The following is a 16,630-nucleotide window of genomic DNA, read 5'->3' as shown; positions in this document are numbered from 1 at the left end:
CAATGCCAAACCAACTCGAAGACGAACGCAAACGATCCCTCGCGGAAGCCCTGAAGGGTAATTCCAGCGAAGAAGACGATACTACAAAAACAGAAGACGAAACCCCAGACGACGATCCGGCAGAAGAAAATGACGAAGTTGTCCAGAAATCTTCAGGCGATGGCGAAGATAGTCCTTATCTTGAAGACGACGAAGATGAAACTGACGGTTCCGACACGGTTGGGTCATCCGAAAGTTATGACACTCCTGAAGACAGAGTATTAAACAAAGTCTTCGGTGGAGACGAGCAGAAGCTTTCAAAAGGATACCTTGAATCACAGAAAGAATTTGGAAAACTTCAACGTCAATTCAAGCAAGTTCAGAGTGAACTGGAGAAGAAAGACGCTACGGTCAAAAACGTTAACCGTGCGCTTCAGAACTTTCCACAACTCGAAGACGCGCTTGTCAAAGCATCAAAAGGTGAAGACATCAATGTTGAAAGCCTCTTCAGTCAGAAGCCATCCGGTAAATCTGACACTTCCTCTTCAAAAGGTAAATTCAACGAAGTCGATAATGAGTTCCTACCTGATGTAAACAAGCTCATAGATTCAGGATACCTCAATGAAAACAAATTAGAGGGCCTGAGCGATTTCGATAGAGATCGAATGATCTTGAACGCGAAAAGTCAGTACATGACTAACGAACTTCCCAACGTCGTTCAGGGTATGGTGAAACAGCAAATGGACACCGTAGCCGAACAGAAACAGGAAGAATCCCGCGTCAAGAATATTCAAACACAAAATGAATCTCGTATGGAAGACGGATTCGACCGTGCCGTTGCAGAGTACGGTTTAGAATTCTCCGGCAAAGACAAAGAGTTGTTCGACGAAATTTACGACGAAGCAACCGCCTTCAGAGACTCTTCCAATCGAGAACTTATCAGAGAAAACGCAGTCGATATTGCGGTTCGAGAAGTCTTGGATCGCCGTGGACGGTCAGCTACCAAAAAGCAACCGGAAACAAAAAAGACTGACAATTCAAACGATAAGTCGAAGAAACGCATGTTCTCCACAACCGGCAAGTCTGGTAGCGAACCAAACGAAGCCACGAGTAAAGAGTCATTGACCCCAGAAGAAATGATGAGGCAGAGACACTTGGAAAACACGACTTCGCAGATTCGATCCCGAAAGAATATGTACAAAACCAAGTAACCATAACCTCCTAACACCCATTATATATGCCATTAACAACAGATGGCAACGCGCCTAACAGTGTACTGAACGAGTATGATATTCTGACGTCTTACGACGCAGGACTCGGACAGGATGCTGGATACGGCTCTTTGAAGAAGAGAAGTGTTGCCAAAGAAGTAGCCCTTTACAAACCTTACGATAACACCATTGACACCTTTATTCAGCTATTTGGTGGCTTTGACGTCGTATCTAATTATAAACACGAATGGAATGTCAAAGATGACTTGCTTCCCGATGAAGCCACTGGTCTTGCAACCGGCGTTCCAGATCAAGCTGACATAGTTAACAACACAGGCGGAGCGACGGGATACACCCCGACCAACCTTGCGAAGTTTTACATGTCTGCGGAAGACGGACGTATTTTCCGAGAGGGAGATCGTATTCGTTATGTAGGCGCTGACGGTTCTTATACCTTCGCTTACACCAAAGACGTAGTAAACGTTGACACCTCGAAAACGTATCTGGTAATTCAGAGTTTCGACGGTACAAACTTGCAAGTAGCTGGTTCCAGCGACGCGGTTATTCACCGTATGGATGCCCTACGTGGTGGAGATAGAAATTACAAACCTCAACCAAGAGGCAAGATTTCTAAGCAGGATTGGACATTGATCCGCAAGATCGTTCATGATACCGGTTACACACCGCGTTCTGCTAACACCGATCACTACATCGATTTCCTTATGGAGCAGGAAGCCGATCTGTTTAAAGAACTGAGACGCTCCAGAACCATTGGTACAATCTACGGAGACGACGACACGATTACGCTGGACAACGGCGATCAGTTGCACTCTTCCGCTGGACTTTGGACTCGAATGAGCAATAAAAACCTACATTCTCTGAATGCTGGTGGAGCCACTTTCGATCCGAGCGCCTTTAAAGATAGTATCTATGACCTGTTTGAATTCGCCTTTGGTGCAGAATCAGGTGGACCTGACGTGAGACAATGTTTCGTTTCCGGTAAGTTCGCTTCTTATCTGTCAAGAGCGTTTGAAGACAAACAGCAGTTCTACGGTAACGAATTCGTTGCTGGTGTCCGAACAATGCGTTTCGAACATAACTTAGGTGTGATCGATTTTGTTCACGAACCTATTTTTGAATACAAACATCCTCTCGTTGGCGGTTCGTTGAGGGAAGGTGCTGGTAAAGCGGTCGGTATGTTGCTCCCCGTTGAGCAGTGTACAGAACGACTGGTTTTCAAAAACGAAGGTCCATCTTCAGAAACTTTCCGTGAGAACGGCGGTGACGAAGAAGAGATCATGCGTGCTAAGACCACAGAAGGTCTGAAGACCACTCTTCTTAACTACACAGTAGCGATCGAAGAAGCCTAAACCTTTATTGGCGGGGTAGTGTGAAGCTACCTCGTCTTTTTTTTTATTTCCCTTAACCTCCAAAAAACCCGCTAACAATGGACGTATATTTCGCATCTAAAAACCCAAACCAAAACAGAATAGGCCCTCTATTAGTAAACGGCGTTAAAATCTCGTTTCACCGTGGTAGTTATAAAACCACCGACAAAAACGAAATTGCCGGATTACTTTCTCACCCTTTTTATAAAAGAGGCCGTTATGAACTCGTAAGTGATCCAGAGAAGGTTTCACAATACTTGGAAAACGACGAAGAACCAGATTACATCGACAAGGATTATATCGACAAAGTATCCAATGATGCTATCAAAGAAATCGGCGAAGTCGTAGGAACCAAGAACACTTTCCCAGCACTTATCAAATCTGAGCTTGTGGGCGAACCAATCACTTCAGCCATCGAGAAGATCGTTGTCGCTGACATTGGCGAAGCCGAAGCTTACGGAAAAGACACTTCCGACGAAGACACCTCCAAAGAGGCAGATTCCGACGAAGACACTTCTAAGAACACGGTCAAGAAAAAGACCGCTACGAAGAAGAAAAAGAGTTCTTCCAAATCTAAAAAATAAGTAACCAATGCCTGAGACTTTGATCAAGAAGGCACAATACGCTTTTGGGGCGGAGGATGACGATTTCTTCCGCCCTGAAGCTATATTGGGCTACCTGAACCATTCCCAAAAGACAGTCGCAACGTTAGGCGCGAGTATGGAGAGAAAATCTCAATTACGACTCGATGTCCTGAATGACCTACGTGTAGTACGAGAGGTCACCGTTGACGGAATAGTATCCATTCAAGAAAATTTTGACGTGAGTTCCGCATCGTTGCCTACCGATATGTTATCGGTAATTATGGCTACCTATCGTTCCCCGTCAGTGATCAGAATGACCGAACTCCCCCCAGACAAAAAGAAGATGTTGGAGTCAGGTTACGTATTGCCGACACTGTTTCAGTTTTTCTACCAGATCATAAACACAGGATCAGTAGACACCCCAGATAAGATCATTAAGATTTGGGGTAAGGGGATAACAAAAGACACTGACAATGTGGAAGTCTACGGTATAGTAAAACCTAAAGAATTGGTCGCAACAGACACATCTCTACAGGGGTTACCCGATACACTAACAAACGCCGTGTTGTACAATGCGTGTGTATCTATGGCCCTACAAGAAGAAGACCTGAACAAAGCCGATAAGTTCAGACAGAAATTTCAAGAAGAAATCGAATTAACGTTGCATTAATGATCCTAAAAGAGTTAGTACAGAAAATATCATCCGATCTCACATCTCAGGGCATTGAAGACTCTGAGATTTTTGCGTCTGAAATAGTTGACTTAATTAATCAGAACGCTGAACAATTTAGATTGGTCGACGTTAAAGGGGAGAACAACATTTCGTTCTATACGATCGAAAAGAAATTCAATTTCACACGCGCTTCCCTCTCGTTCCCAGACCTTTACGAAACCACCATTAGTCCTCAGCCGATCCAAGAATTAGACACAGAAGATTCGGTTGTCAGTTCCATTGTGTATTTGGTGAAAGATAAATTGATGGACAAACTACAGACCTTTGTGAAAGGTGATTTTGTCCGCAAAGGGAACCATCTGTACGAATGTATCGAAACGTTCGAAAACCTCAATACACACAATAAAACGTTCGAAGGACAGGACGTCATACACTACCGTTCAGGAATGGACATCAACAAAGACGACGTGTTGTTTTCTCCGGTTACTGGAAGTTATTACCACGCAACCTCCGCCCTTAAACCACAGAGCAAAAATCCTGAAGACGAAGTCGGACTCGACAAACTGTATTGGGTCAAACGTGGGATGTCTTACATGTACGGATTGTTCGTGCCATTTGACGAGTTGCGAACCTCTAAACTCACCCGTCCCGCTTATTCCATCTTCAAAGGAAAAGTGTACACCAACAAAAAGACACAGATTAACTTGTTCTACGTTCCCGATTACGAGAGGATCGAAGAACCCGACGATGAACTTGACTTACCAAACGAGGTCATCATCAAAGTGAGAAAGACTGTGGTACAAGAACTGGCCCGAAAAACTAAAAGACCTGTAGAATCCGATGAGTAATATTTACGAAGCCGTCCGACAACAGATCAAGACCAAACTTCCGAAAGAGAGGGTCGTTGATGATCAGGTTGTTGAGACCAACAGAGACGAGATTTTAAATTCGGTCCCATTCCACGTCAAACGAACGATCGCTAAATTACAGGAACGTTCCATATTGCCTCCGAAGATGATAGCTAAAAAAGCTGAAGAGGTGAAGAAGACATTTGTAAACAACAACGGCGAGAACGTATTCGATTACATTAAGATGCCCGAAGATTTTTCGGAGTTGCAGAATGTAAGGATCGAAGATTCGAGCGCCGAATACACCTATTGGGAAAACGAGTTTAACATTGACAGAATGGCCCAGCTTAGAAACGAGCCATTGTATAAAGATACTCGGATAGAAATTGAAGGAGACTTTCAGGACATCGTTGCCCTTTCTCCATTCCCAAAAGCAGGGGAGACAATGTACATCGAGTACGTGTTTTACCCAGACGAAGAATACATCGATAACCTTCCTGAAAAATATTGGAATTCGGTCATATCCTCAGTTGAAATGAGACTTGGAATTGGTAGTCCGAGACAGGCCGAAGAAGATGCCAACGAAGCGTCAAGTAAATGGCGACAGACACATAAACGAAATCCTAACCTCAGAGTACGGTCAAGCACTCGCAATCTTGGCAGACGCAGAAGAAGACGAACAATATGAGTCGGGAACTAAATTACCAAGAATTTAAGAAAGGGGTTAACCAACGTTTCAACGATTACGAAGGTGACCCTACCAGATTTAAAAAGCTCCAGAACGCGCGGATAAGCGAGAGGGGGAACACCTTTGACGTGTCCCGAATTAAAGGGTACATCACCCGAAGCGGGACTGCCCTCGATATGTCAGAGAAAGTGTACGATATGATCATTGGCCCAAACGATGATCTTTTTGTGCTTTACAGACATTCAACACAAAACGTGGCGAAGCTGGTGGTATTTAATACAGCGACGAACCCATTCACCGTTGTCAATACGTTTACCATACACGATATGACCAACGATTTTGCGGACCTTACACGAAAAACGAATACCGTGTATATCTCTGGATCGACCTTGATGGTCAATAGAATCGAAAACGAATATTATTTGAACGATGTAGTACCGGAGATACCTAAAGTCATTAACGTAACCGAGACCTCATAATGTTAGACGCCAACACAACATACTACTACTCTTACAGGCACATTTATTTAGACGGCAAAGCGACTAAAACCTCGGAACCGGTGGTCATTAAAACCACAAACACCCAAAGAAAAGCGGTGTTACAATTGAAGGTTGCCGAAGATTTGAACTCCAAAAGTGGAGCGATCAAGTACGCCCGTATCGAGTTGTACAGAAAAGAGGAAGGCCAGAACTTTCGTCTGATACAGAGCATCAACCCAAACGAAGAACCCATTTTAGGTACGGCAGAGAAGTACGTGTCGTACACAGATAATGGGAGTGTGGCTGGCGGTGAACTTTCCGAGAACGTTACGACAAACACGTCAAACGATAAGACACAGACAGAAGTGAGGGACAGGTTAGTCAAAGCTAACATTGAATATCCCTCAAGAGAAGTTGACAATTTTCCGAATGAGTTCACGATCTCAGTAACAGAAAGAACTGACACCGATGAACAAATCGTGGTTCCACCAAATACGGACCTACAAATGTACGCTAAGGTGGTCTTTGAAGATGGGCAGAGTTCGTTCCATTTTCCGGTGAGTAACCAAGTCACCTCACTCACGAAGACAGACGGGATCGAAGTTGGTCCCACAACAATCCCTGATTTATCGACATTAGGATACGATGAAGTTTCCTTGTACCTGAAAACCGACCAAAACGATGTACAAGAAGTAGATAAAACCATCGAATTCGATTCGTTATCTATAGAGAATATGAGTGTCCCTACCCTCGACTCTGTGGCTGAAGGGTTGTTATACTATAGACAGAAACCACATGTGTTTCTTGGGTGGAAGTATTTTTATCGGTTTGTGAAACGTACCGGCTACGATTCAGGGACAAACCAAACTACGTTCTTGATCCAAGATGTGGTAAGGGATACAGGTCTCGACACGGAAGTTGATGACCAATACGGTAGTCAAGAATTCAAAAGTTTGTTTTTCATCAATCAAGAAACCATTCAGGTAACTGGCAACGTTGATCAAGTTGTTGGTGATCCATCCGCTCCCGATTATGTTCCAGAGAAACACATCAACGCGAACATTTGTGGAACCAAAATTCCATATTATAGAGAACAATTTGTTGGTACACATGAAGCAGTTAGCGGTGCTACTTTCGAAAAATACGCCGTTTACTCTTACAAGATGTCGTACGTGGATTCTTTGAAAAAGGCAGTCCAAGAGAACGGTCTGAAGCTTAAAATGACTGAATCGACGGTAAGTGGGTTGAGCTTTTCCCAAAACGACCAAGACTACTTAGAACAAGCTGTGGAGATAGATCACGTATACGATAGTTCAGGCGGTGGTCAGAGAGTTGTGGTGTCTGGTGTGATTAATGTTCCTGACGCAAAAATTTATTTGGTCCTTCCGGCAGATTCGATTTATTCTGAAATAGAGAATTCTGACATTTCAAACACACAACTCATAGGAAATTATGAAAACTTACAGTTCACTGATTCAGGGGTTAAACTTGTGTTGGGTTATGATCCAAGAACAAACGGTGGGTTGAACAAAACTGCTACGTTTGAAATAATTGGTGCAGACTTCGAACTACTACAAGACGAGACGACACAAAATGACGTGTACGATGGGACCAATTACATGTATTGGCCAAACTTAAAAGCGTTCGTTAATGTTTATGTATCGGACGAAGCGACATTCAAAGAAGACCAGTTGATTTATATCGGTTCTTACCGCGACCAGAACACGTTTGATAATAGAATCCTTGACGGCACTTTTTTGAAACATACCGGTTTTCAATACGAGAAAGATTCAGACTTTTCATTCGTACGTCAAGACGAAAACAACATTTACGAAAACGCGCTCACACGAACGGACCTGAATGTATTAACGTCAGACTTCCCGTATCAGTTGGTTTGGAGTGAACCCAGCGTTGAGGGTGGAAACAATTCAGGATCGCGCACATTTTTATATACATCCTTCCTGAACATTTCCTCACAGTACGGAGAAATTCTTGCCCTTGAAACATTCAGAAACGATCTCATCGTATTCTGTGAACGGGCCGTCGGAGTGATCAAAGTCGGTAAACAAATGTCTTCTGGCCCCGAAGGAGACGTATATGTGAATTCAGCACAGTTCCTTAACGATCCTTTTTGGATTCTAAAGAACGTGCCGTACATACAACGTAATTCGATTTTACAAAGTAACAATGGACTTTACTTTTGTGACGGTAAAGATTTTTGGCGATACAGTGGCCAGTTAGAAAACATCAATCAGGGTCGTATCGAGGTTACCGGAAAGGTCGCTTCCATTTACGATTCGGTAAATGACGAATACCGTGCCACAATATATGACGCGCCCATAAAAGACAACGCTCCAGTGTCTTCTCCAGAACTCACGGGTATAGGAGAAACGTACGCGTTTAGCACTGAACTAAATGAGTGGATGGGACCTTACACTTACAAGGACGCTGTAGGAACCTACATCGGCAACGCTGTGTATGCGTCCAACAATAAAGGCATTGTCGAACACAATATCGGCAACACGTTTGCGGAATCGCAATTTGAAACCGTACTTGAAGCTGTAGCCAACGATCTGGAAAAAATGAACACCACTAAGAAGTTCAGGAAATTCTATATCGATTTACTTGCCGACACCGATCCTGTCAACATTGGCGATTTGGAATTTAGCTACGCCTCTGAAGACAACACAAACCCTAAAACGGTCGATTTCAAAGGTAAACGTAAAGTGAGAAACCGTTATAAGGTAGGATTCCAATCCGCACCAAATCGTTCATATAATTCTCGCTTTGTCCACTGGAAAATAAACACAGTTATCGAGGGATTTCTTCTTCGTGCGCTGGGAATTGAGTATCTTTACAAACAACGATAAACCTCCAACACCCTATGGCTCTCGAACTTTACACAGGCGAAACAAAAAGACCAATTAAGTTGACACCAAAAGTCGACGTTGAAGGACAGACTTTGTCGTTTTCAGCGTTTTCCGATGGACAAGAGTTTGACTTGAACCCTGTTGGTCTTACCCAAATAGCCGGACCCATCGATCAGGAAACGACACTATACTTATCGTCCGATCCTGCGATGCCTCTTGGCGAGTTCTTTTTGAAAATCTTTACACCTGAAGTTGTTGTCAGTAAAGAAGTTGGTGTCCATTACGGGGACAACCCATACGAATTTGAATGATACAAAATTTACCAGTGACCGGCTCCACTTCAGAACTTTCTGATTTAGTCGGGACAGAACCTACAAGGATTAAAACAACTGAATCAAACATCGCTACGTTTTTTTCAATCATTGATTCTTTAACTAACAGTCCTGTTAATTCTACCAACGGGACACTTCGTACAGCTTTAGGCGTTGCTAATTTTAGTAGCGTTGTCACGGAAGACCCTATTGACATTGAGAGTTTCGCAAACTCGTTGATTGATTCTCCTGAGACGTCCTTCTTATCCTATTCTTCCTCACTTACCATACCTGTCGAAGTTACAAGAATTTTTAACCATTACGGCGCGGTCGGAAAAGTGTTCTTACTTGAACTTAAAAACCAAGCTTTTCTTTCGATCGGCGGTAAGTTTCTAACGATTAAGAAGTAATGCCTGTATTAGACCAAATCGATTTATTAGAAGAAGCGTTAGTCAATAGCATACCTTCTTCAAACAGATTCATCACCTATTCAGCAACCGGCGACCTATCGGTCATATCGGTTTCTGACATTGCTACATTTGTCGGGGGTGACGTTGGGATCGATGGTATCAACAGCGAATTGGATCAACTACAGCTTGACCTTGCCGATCTGAACACAAACAAGTTGCCCCTGTTACAATCACAACTTGACCAACTTAACGACGTCGAGATTCCGGCCCTTGAAGCAGATTTGGGACATCTGAACACCATCCAACTCCCAGCACTTGAAGCGGACTTGGATCAGTTAAATACGGTGGATTTACCAGCCCTTGATCTTCGTTTGACTGAACTCGATGGTGATCTTGCGACACTCGAAACTGTAACCCTACCTAATTTACAGTCTCAGCTTGACGCCAATCAACTATCACTTAACGATCTAAACAACGTTCAGCTTCCAGACCTTAACAATAGGTTAGGCGGAGCAGAGGCGGATTTGTCAGAACTGAAGACAGTCACCTTACCTAACTTAGATTCTCAACTACAGACCAACAATAGTACGTTGGATACGTTGAACAATGTTACTCTTCCTTCGTTGGACTCTCGTATCGCCGATAACGACAGCGAACTCAACACATTGAACACCGTTGATCTCCCCGCCCTTGACGCGCGAATAGGAGCCAACGACAGTGAACTCAACACCCTCAACACTGTAGACCTTCCCGCATTGGATGGAAGGATTGGGACTGCTGAGTCTGACATTAATACGTTAGAGATCACTACGATACCGGCCCTTGACACACGGATAGGAGCCAACGAGTCCGACATAAACACTTTGGAGATCACTACGATACCCGCACTGGACGGAAGGATCGACGCGACCGAATCGGACATATCTACCTTAGAGATCACTACGATACCGGCCCTTGACACACGAATAGGGGCCAACGAATCTGACATTTCTACACTCAACACAACCACCCTTCCAGACCTTCAGACACAATTAAACAATAAATTGGCCGATTCCGCAGGGTCAGTTAGTCTTAATAATTTTGCATCAAACATTTCTGCCATTGAAAAGGTAGACGCGTTACCAACCGCAGGGAACGCAGGAAGAGTTGTCTTATTAAGTACAGACAATACACTATACAGAGATACCGGCATCGAATGGACCAAAGAAGTTTCGGCCTCCGATGTAACCGGACAGATAACAGGTACACAAATAACTGACAATGCGATAACTACTCCGAAGATCGCTACCGATGCGGTCGTTGCCAGCAATATACAAGTGGACGATCTCGTGGCGTCTACGGCATTTTTAAATGAGTTCACCGCCCTTAACGGATTCTTAGACAAACTATTCGTCAATAATGCATTCGCGGACAGGATAACAGCGAACGACATTTCTGCCGGAACAATTACGGCCAGCGAAATCGGCGCTAATGTAATTACCGCAAACGAAATAGCAGTAGGTACGATAACAGCCAGTGAGATTGGTGCGGGTGTAATCACCGCCAGTGAAATTGGAGCCGGTGTAATCACAGCGACCGAGATCGCAACAGGTACTATAACAGCCAGTGAAATCGGGGCCGGTGTCATTACGGCCAGTGAGATTGGGGCCAATGTAATCACCGCCAGTGAGATCAGTGTCGATGATCTCGTCGCGTCCACTGCCTTCTTCAACGAATTCACTGCCCTTAACGGATTTTTAGATAAACTCTTTGTCAATAACGCATACGCAGACCGAATCACAGCTAACGAAATCGGAGCGGGTGCAGTCACGGCCAGTGAAATTAGTGCAGGGACCATTACAGCAAGTGAGATTGCGAGTAACGCAATTACCGCTAACGAAATCAACGTCGGGACAATTACAGCGACCGAGATCGCAACAGGCGCAATTACGGCCAACGAGATAGCGAGTAACACCATTACCGCAAATGAAATTTCTGCGGGCACAATCACGGCCACAGAGATCGCAACAGGTACAGTTACAGCCAACGAGATTAACGTCGGAAACCTTGTTGGTGACACAGCTTTCTATAATGAATTTACTGCCCTTAACGGATTCTTAGACAATCTATTTGTCAATAATGCATTCGCCGACAGGATAACAGCGAACGAAATTGCCGTTGACGCGGTAACAGCGAGTGCAATTTCGGCGGGGACAATTACCGCAACCGAGATCGCCACAGGTACAATTACAGCAAGTGAAATCGGTGCTGGAGCAATCACCGCAAGTGAGATTTCTGCCAATGCCGTTACAACAAATAAAATCGCCACAGATGCCATTACCGCAAACGAAATTCTGGCTGACGCTATTACAGCTAATGAGATAGCTACAGACACCATAACAGCCAACGAGATTAGCGTCGGAAATCTTGTCGGTTCCACTGCATTCTTTAATGAGTACACGGCAGTAAACGGATTCTTAGATAACCTATTCGTAAACAACGCATTCGCAGACAGGATAACAGCCAATGAACTCGCCGTAGATTCCATCACAGCGAACGCCATCACAGCGGGAACGATAACCGCTACGGAGATAGCATATAAAACACTGACAACCGACGAGATCAGTGCGAACGCTATAACAGCCAATGAGATTAACGTTGCTGACCTTACCGCACTTGGAGCGACCATTGCCAATTGGGGGATCGCCACTAACACAATCGATTCAACTACAACGGCTGGTGGCATAGGACTTGACAGTTCTAAACCAGAGTTTAAGATGTCAGCTATGTTTGGTACTGAATTGAAAGACGTGTTGTCGATCAGACCCGACGGAATACCACCGGCCATTAAAAGTTACACCAATGGTAAGGTAGTAGGTGGGACTAACGGGGTTTTAGACATCCCTTCCGACAACACTTCTTACATATCATCTGTAGGAAAAACACAAGAAGTCACTATAGTATCCGACGGAGCCAACGTTGTGTACGAATACAACTTGGATATGAGCCAAGCAGACGGTTCAGTTATAAAGGAAATAAGAGTTCAGTTGTTGGGTGTGACCAGAGATATTAATGACAACATCACTAAGTTTAAAAGGGGAGAGATCAACATCTATTCCCAAGACGATTTCCAGTTTATGTTCAGTACCAACAACATCAACGGGGAATCCATCAATGGCGCGTTACCTGACGTAGAAGAACATTACATAAGTGTCCAAATTATAAAAACTGAAGAGACTGCCGACTACGGTCAGGTATCCTTAACAGGCATTACATACGAAGAGACGAACACCACGATCGCCATTAACTCTAATGGTATATTCAGAAGAATCGGTGCAGACACCGTAGAATCCATTGGTGGTGGCGGACAGGTTTCAACAACCGTTTCGTCCGTATTCGGTAAGACAGGCGACATTACAACTTCAGATATTCCGGTAGGATCAATAACCGATTCTATGTTGGATAGCAATTACGCGCTTTCAGGACACAGCCACACGGAAGCGGATATTACTGATCTTGGAAACTACGCTGTTGTGGGACATAGTCATTCTGAGTATATGCCAAAAACGGGTGGTACTTTTAGTGATTCAGTGACCATACAAAAAGCTGTCACAGGAACACCCGCATATAATAACAACACATTTGAATTGTACAACCCTTCTTCGGTGTCAGGTGAATCGGTTTCAATGAGTTTCCATTTAGGAGGTTTAACTGCCGTTGATATGTGGGTAGAACATGACGATCCCCAATATCTACAACTTGATCACAACATTAAAATAAACGGCGCTACGGTTTGGCATTCAGGTAATTTCGACCCCGCGACCAAGTCTGATACCGGTCACGCCCATTCCGGTCTTTACTTTGGTACTGGAATAAGCGGAATGTCCGGTGGATACAACGGTACTGGATCAGGTACGATCAGTTTTGATACTACGTGGGGTGATGGGCGTTACGCATTGTCTGGACACACCCATAGTAACTTTGGGGGGACCATCGGTTTCAATAGTGCAAGGTTCGACGGCACTATGTATTGGGATGCTGGGACAGGAGCACATATTCAAGCAGACGCACGAGTCAGAAATACAAACTATTCTGCCCTTCATTGGTACGGAAAAGATGACGCAGGAAACAACACTGCGGTATGGTGGGAATTGTACGATGGAAACAGCTACCATTCGTTGACCATTGCGAACAACGATTTGATATATGATGGGAATGAAGTGTGGGATGCTGGTAATTTCAACCCCGCAACTAAAGCTGATACCGGACACACTCACCCGTGGAGTGACATTACAGGCGAACCAGCCTACACGACAAGATGGCCAAACTTTTCTGAAGTGGGCGGAACAATTTCGAACTCTCAAGTTCCTACAACACTTTCCATTTACCGACTCAACAGTACAGGCACACAAATGTACATCGAGGCCGGAGAGATGCAATTTTCTCAAGGCGGTGAAGTAGTTTACATTGGTGGTGAAGGTGGAGTTCAAGTGGCGTCTTCAAATAGTAATTCAGGGAACCCTGACAACATAACTACGTTGATCGACGCCAGCGCAAATGCTTACTTCGCTAACAATGTTACAGTAAATGGTAATTTTTACAGAGGTAATTTTTCCATCGTAGGAAACGAACCGATAATTGATTTGGCCGGTTCTCGTCTCGTTTTAGATGGGACGACGGGAACAGACAGAGATGCAATTTTTTGGAAACATGATGGTTCTTCTATATGGGGTAATTATATCGATGGCAGTGGAACTTTAAGGTTTACGAGATTAAGTGGAAGTGGAACGTTTTACGTACAGTCTTCGGCAAGATTCAACGGTGACGTGAGAATACATTCTGGTTCGGATTCCAGATTAATATTAGACAATTCCGGTTCCTCTTCTTACGACGTTAGATTGGAGACCGCTTACGATTATGATGGGTGGTTTAGAGTCGTGGATGGTGGCGGTAAAGTATGGTTTTCAGTTGGAAGAAACGGACAAGCATATATTAATGGTGTTACTGGAAACAAAATTTGGCATCAAGGAAACGATGGCGCAGGAAGTGGGCTTGATGCTGACCTGTTAGACGGGATCAGTAGTGGTGGTTTTTTAAGGTCCAACGCAGACGATACCGTATATGGACACACCGAATGGCAAGATGGGAAAAACGTTCGTTTTGGTACTCATGCAGATCAAAGGTTTTGGCATAGTGGAGGACATCTTTATATTAAAAATTATAATCATTCAGGAGGGAATTTTTATTTTCAAGGGGAGGACCCACAAGGTACGAATCACGCTTTAATGTATCTTATAACAAGTTCATCTCGACCCTACATTCGTTTATTTGAAAATGGTGGGGAAAGACTACGGACAATGTCTTACGGGGTTCGGGTGTATGGTAGGTCAGAATCCGACGACCATAGGGACCCTTCCGATAGAAGAATAAAAAGCAATTTGGTCCCCCATAGTGCAATAGATATTGCGGATTATGTAAGACTTTATAAATACAATAAGAGAGGGTTAGAACATCCTCAGTATGGTATCATCGCACAAGACATAATGAAGTACGATAGGGATTTAGTTAACGTTCGTCAGGACGATGAATTTGGTGAGATATTCACTTTGTCATCGTATTCCATTAGTTCAATCGCCCTTTCTGGTGTTAGCGAATTGAATAGGGCATTCACAAAAACAACTGATATACAAACGAACCTTATCGCTGATTTAAGAGGAAGGGTAGCAATGTTGGAACATAAATTTGATGAACTTGGAGGAAGAAAATAATGGCTATACCAAGCAATCCCGCGAGAAGTAGAATAGCTCAAGAGTTTGGGAGTAATACGTTAGCGTATATACACTCTATGGGAGGTTATCCTTCTGGAGCGCGTTCTTTGAAATCTATGGGTGAGTTCATTTTTGGTGTTGGAAATAGTTACGGAAGAGACGCTTTTGCCGGATACGGAAAACCGTCTTATACAGCAAATTCACTTTCCGCAAGTGAGTCGGCAACATTGGATGGGTACATAGACGTATCTTTTAATTTGAGTTCAGTACCACCCCCCAACACAGGCAACGATCATACAACGGTTATAGTAGACGTTTGGGAATATTCTCGTGGGTCGGCGGTTCCTTCAAGTGTGGATGATAGTTATTATTACCTTTACACATCGGGAGGAACGAAAAACATAACTCAACAAATGCCTAAGAAAAACACAAGGTATTATTTGAGGATAAGGTATTTCAATAAATTTAACGAGAACTTAAATGATCATTTTTCTTCTGAAACAGTAAACGCCTATTCTTCCGTTGCTGTCCCTGATCCAGACAACCCTTATCCCATATATATCGACCAACCGGATTTAAGTGTTACGAATGCGAAAGCCACTTGGACGAATAGAGAAGACGGTATGACATACATTCAATGGCAAAGGTATTCAAACGGAAGTTGGTCCGATTGGGGGGCGTTACAATCCTTTACAGCGGTTAGTGGCCAGACTGGTACACACACTTCGAGCTTTGGTAATAATGATACGGTTAGATACAAAACTTGGCACACGGTAACGGTAACAGGCAATACGTTCACGAGTAATACGAGAATAAGCGCTTCAATAACGATGGATTACGTGGCCCCGCTCTCTCCCGACCCAACAAACGTTACGTTTTTAGATGGAGGACAATTTTCACAAGTTAGTTGGAACACGCCTGAAATGGGGAACCCAACCAGTTATTCGATCGATATTATAAGGGGATCGATAACCAACAATTTAGTTACAGGGTTGTCGGGTTCTTCAACCAGTTACACTTTTGACGTGTGTAATGTCGTTTTAGATGGCGATACTGTGTTTTTTAGAGTATACGCTTATTATAGTGGGGAAACGGGAATGGGAGAATCAATTACAACTACCATTACATCTTGCGGTCGTGATGATGGGTTTTACTAACAACACTTTTAAAACATTTTTAACCTCCAAACCTAAAACAACAGACAAATGGTAAACATACAAGTAGCATCGAACGGAATCATCGTAGAAGGACAGACTGGTACAAACGGCGAGTACGAAAAAACTGTCTTTAAATACGACGAAACCAACGCAGAAGTAGAAGCACTCGCAATAGTGGATTCAGCAGAAACTATGCAAGTGTCCAAGACCGCGGAACGAGCACAAGTAGCACGCGACCAAATCGCGAACGCTTTTACAGAACAAACTGCGTAAAGTTGTAAGGGT

12 protein-coding genes are annotated in these 16,630 nt (G+C 43.8%); all 12 read left to right on the top strand.

Features of this window, described 5'->3' with window-relative positions; genetic code table 11:
- Positions 1-2: 2 nt before the first annotated feature.
- Positions 3-1,190, top strand: coding sequence for a mucin-associated surface protein (locus ACKGJO_RS06595; RefSeq protein ID WP_411322619.1), 1,188 nt, complete (start codon positions 3-5; stop codon positions 1,188-1,190).
- A 26-nt stretch (positions 1,191-1,216) separates the two neighbouring features.
- The gene (locus ACKGJO_RS06590; protein ID WP_411322618.1) at positions 1,217-2,560 is read left to right on the top strand and encodes an SU10 major capsid protein; all 1,344 of its coding nucleotides are present in this window, start codon (positions 1,217-1,219) and stop codon (positions 2,558-2,560) included.
- A gap of 77 nt (positions 2,561-2,637) precedes the next feature.
- On the top strand, positions 2,638-3,162 hold the full coding sequence (locus ACKGJO_RS06585; RefSeq protein ID WP_411322617.1) for a hypothetical protein: 525 nt from the start codon (positions 2,638-2,640) through the stop codon (positions 3,160-3,162).
- A gap of 7 nt (positions 3,163-3,169) precedes the next feature.
- Positions 3,170-3,832: a phage adaptor protein gene (locus tag ACKGJO_RS06580; RefSeq protein WP_411322616.1), complete on the top strand. Its 663-nt coding sequence runs from the start codon at positions 3,170-3,172 to the stop codon at positions 3,830-3,832.
- Positions 3,832-4,683, top strand: coding sequence for a hypothetical protein (locus ACKGJO_RS06575; RefSeq protein WP_411322615.1), 852 nt, complete (start codon positions 3,832-3,834; stop codon positions 4,681-4,683). Before ACKGJO_RS06580 ends, ACKGJO_RS06575 begins: the two co-directional genes overlap by 1 nt.
- Positions 4,676-5,371, top strand: coding sequence for a hypothetical protein (locus ACKGJO_RS06570; protein ID WP_411322614.1), 696 nt, complete (start codon positions 4,676-4,678; stop codon positions 5,369-5,371). Before ACKGJO_RS06575 ends, ACKGJO_RS06570 begins: the two co-directional genes overlap by 8 nt.
- The gene (locus tag ACKGJO_RS06565) at positions 5,368-5,850 is read left to right on the top strand and encodes a hypothetical protein (RefSeq protein ID WP_411322613.1); all 483 of its coding nucleotides are present in this window, start codon (positions 5,368-5,370) and stop codon (positions 5,848-5,850) included. Before ACKGJO_RS06570 ends, ACKGJO_RS06565 begins: the two co-directional genes overlap by 4 nt.
- The gene (locus tag ACKGJO_RS06560; protein ID WP_411322612.1) at positions 5,850-8,720 is read left to right on the top strand and encodes a hypothetical protein; all 2,871 of its coding nucleotides are present in this window, start codon (positions 5,850-5,852) and stop codon (positions 8,718-8,720) included. The genes ACKGJO_RS06565 and ACKGJO_RS06560 overlap by 1 nt, the downstream gene beginning before the upstream one ends.
- A gap of 59 nt (positions 8,721-8,779) precedes the next feature.
- On the top strand, positions 8,780-9,031 hold the full coding sequence (locus tag ACKGJO_RS06555; protein ID WP_411322611.1) for a hypothetical protein: 252 nt from the start codon (positions 8,780-8,782) through the stop codon (positions 9,029-9,031).
- Positions 9,028-9,441, top strand: a complete 414-nt coding sequence (locus ACKGJO_RS06550) for a hypothetical protein (protein WP_411322610.1) — start codon at positions 9,028-9,030, stop codon at positions 9,439-9,441. Before ACKGJO_RS06555 ends, ACKGJO_RS06550 begins: the two co-directional genes overlap by 4 nt.
- Positions 9,441-15,188 carry a hypothetical protein gene (locus ACKGJO_RS06545; RefSeq protein WP_411322609.1) on the top strand — a complete coding sequence of 1,916 codons (5,748 nt, stop codon included), beginning with the start codon at positions 9,441-9,443 and terminating at the stop codon, positions 15,186-15,188. The genes ACKGJO_RS06550 and ACKGJO_RS06545 overlap by 1 nt, the downstream gene beginning before the upstream one ends.
- Positions 15,188-16,345 (top strand): hypothetical protein, encoded by a 1,158-nt coding sequence (locus ACKGJO_RS06540; RefSeq protein ID WP_411322608.1) that lies wholly within the window; start codon positions 15,188-15,190, stop codon positions 16,343-16,345. Before ACKGJO_RS06545 ends, ACKGJO_RS06540 begins: the two co-directional genes overlap by 1 nt.
- Positions 16,346-16,630: the final 285 nt, after the last annotated feature.

Origin of the sequence: Gracilimonas qinghaiensis (assembly GCF_046602855.1) — a bacterium.
Lineage (GTDB): Bacteria > Bacteroidota > Rhodothermia > Balneolales > Balneolaceae > Gracilimonas.
This window is presented reverse-complemented; position numbering and strand designations above follow the sequence as displayed.

Bases quoted from the DNA above. Each gene is read 5' to 3' on its own strand.
- ACKGJO_RS06560 (WP_411322612.1), top strand. From the start codon at position 5,850: ATGTTAGACGCCAACACAACATACTACTACTCTTACAGGCACATTTAT.
- ACKGJO_RS06595 (WP_411322619.1), top strand. From the start codon at position 3: ATGCCAAACCAACTCGAAGACGAACGCAAACGATCCCTCGCGGAAGCC.
- ACKGJO_RS06570 (WP_411322614.1), top strand. From the start codon at position 4,676: ATGAGTAATATTTACGAAGCCGTCCGACAACAGATCAAGACCAAACTT.
- ACKGJO_RS06545 (WP_411322609.1), top strand. From the start codon at position 9,441: ATGCCTGTATTAGACCAAATCGATTTATTAGAAGAAGCGTTAGTCAAT.
- ACKGJO_RS06585 (WP_411322617.1), top strand. From the start codon at position 2,638: ATGGACGTATATTTCGCATCTAAAAACCCAAACCAAAACAGAATAGGC.
- ACKGJO_RS06580 (WP_411322616.1), top strand. From the start codon at position 3,170: ATGCCTGAGACTTTGATCAAGAAGGCACAATACGCTTTTGGGGCGGAG.
- ACKGJO_RS06575 (WP_411322615.1), top strand. From the start codon at position 3,832: ATGATCCTAAAAGAGTTAGTACAGAAAATATCATCCGATCTCACATCT.
- ACKGJO_RS06550 (WP_411322610.1), top strand. From the start codon at position 9,028: ATGATACAAAATTTACCAGTGACCGGCTCCACTTCAGAACTTTCTGAT.
- ACKGJO_RS06540 (WP_411322608.1), top strand. From the start codon at position 15,188: ATGGCTATACCAAGCAATCCCGCGAGAAGTAGAATAGCTCAAGAGTTT.
- ACKGJO_RS06565 (WP_411322613.1), top strand. From the start codon at position 5,368: ATGAGTCGGGAACTAAATTACCAAGAATTTAAGAAAGGGGTTAACCAA.
- ACKGJO_RS06590 (WP_411322618.1), top strand. From the start codon at position 1,217: ATGCCATTAACAACAGATGGCAACGCGCCTAACAGTGTACTGAACGAG.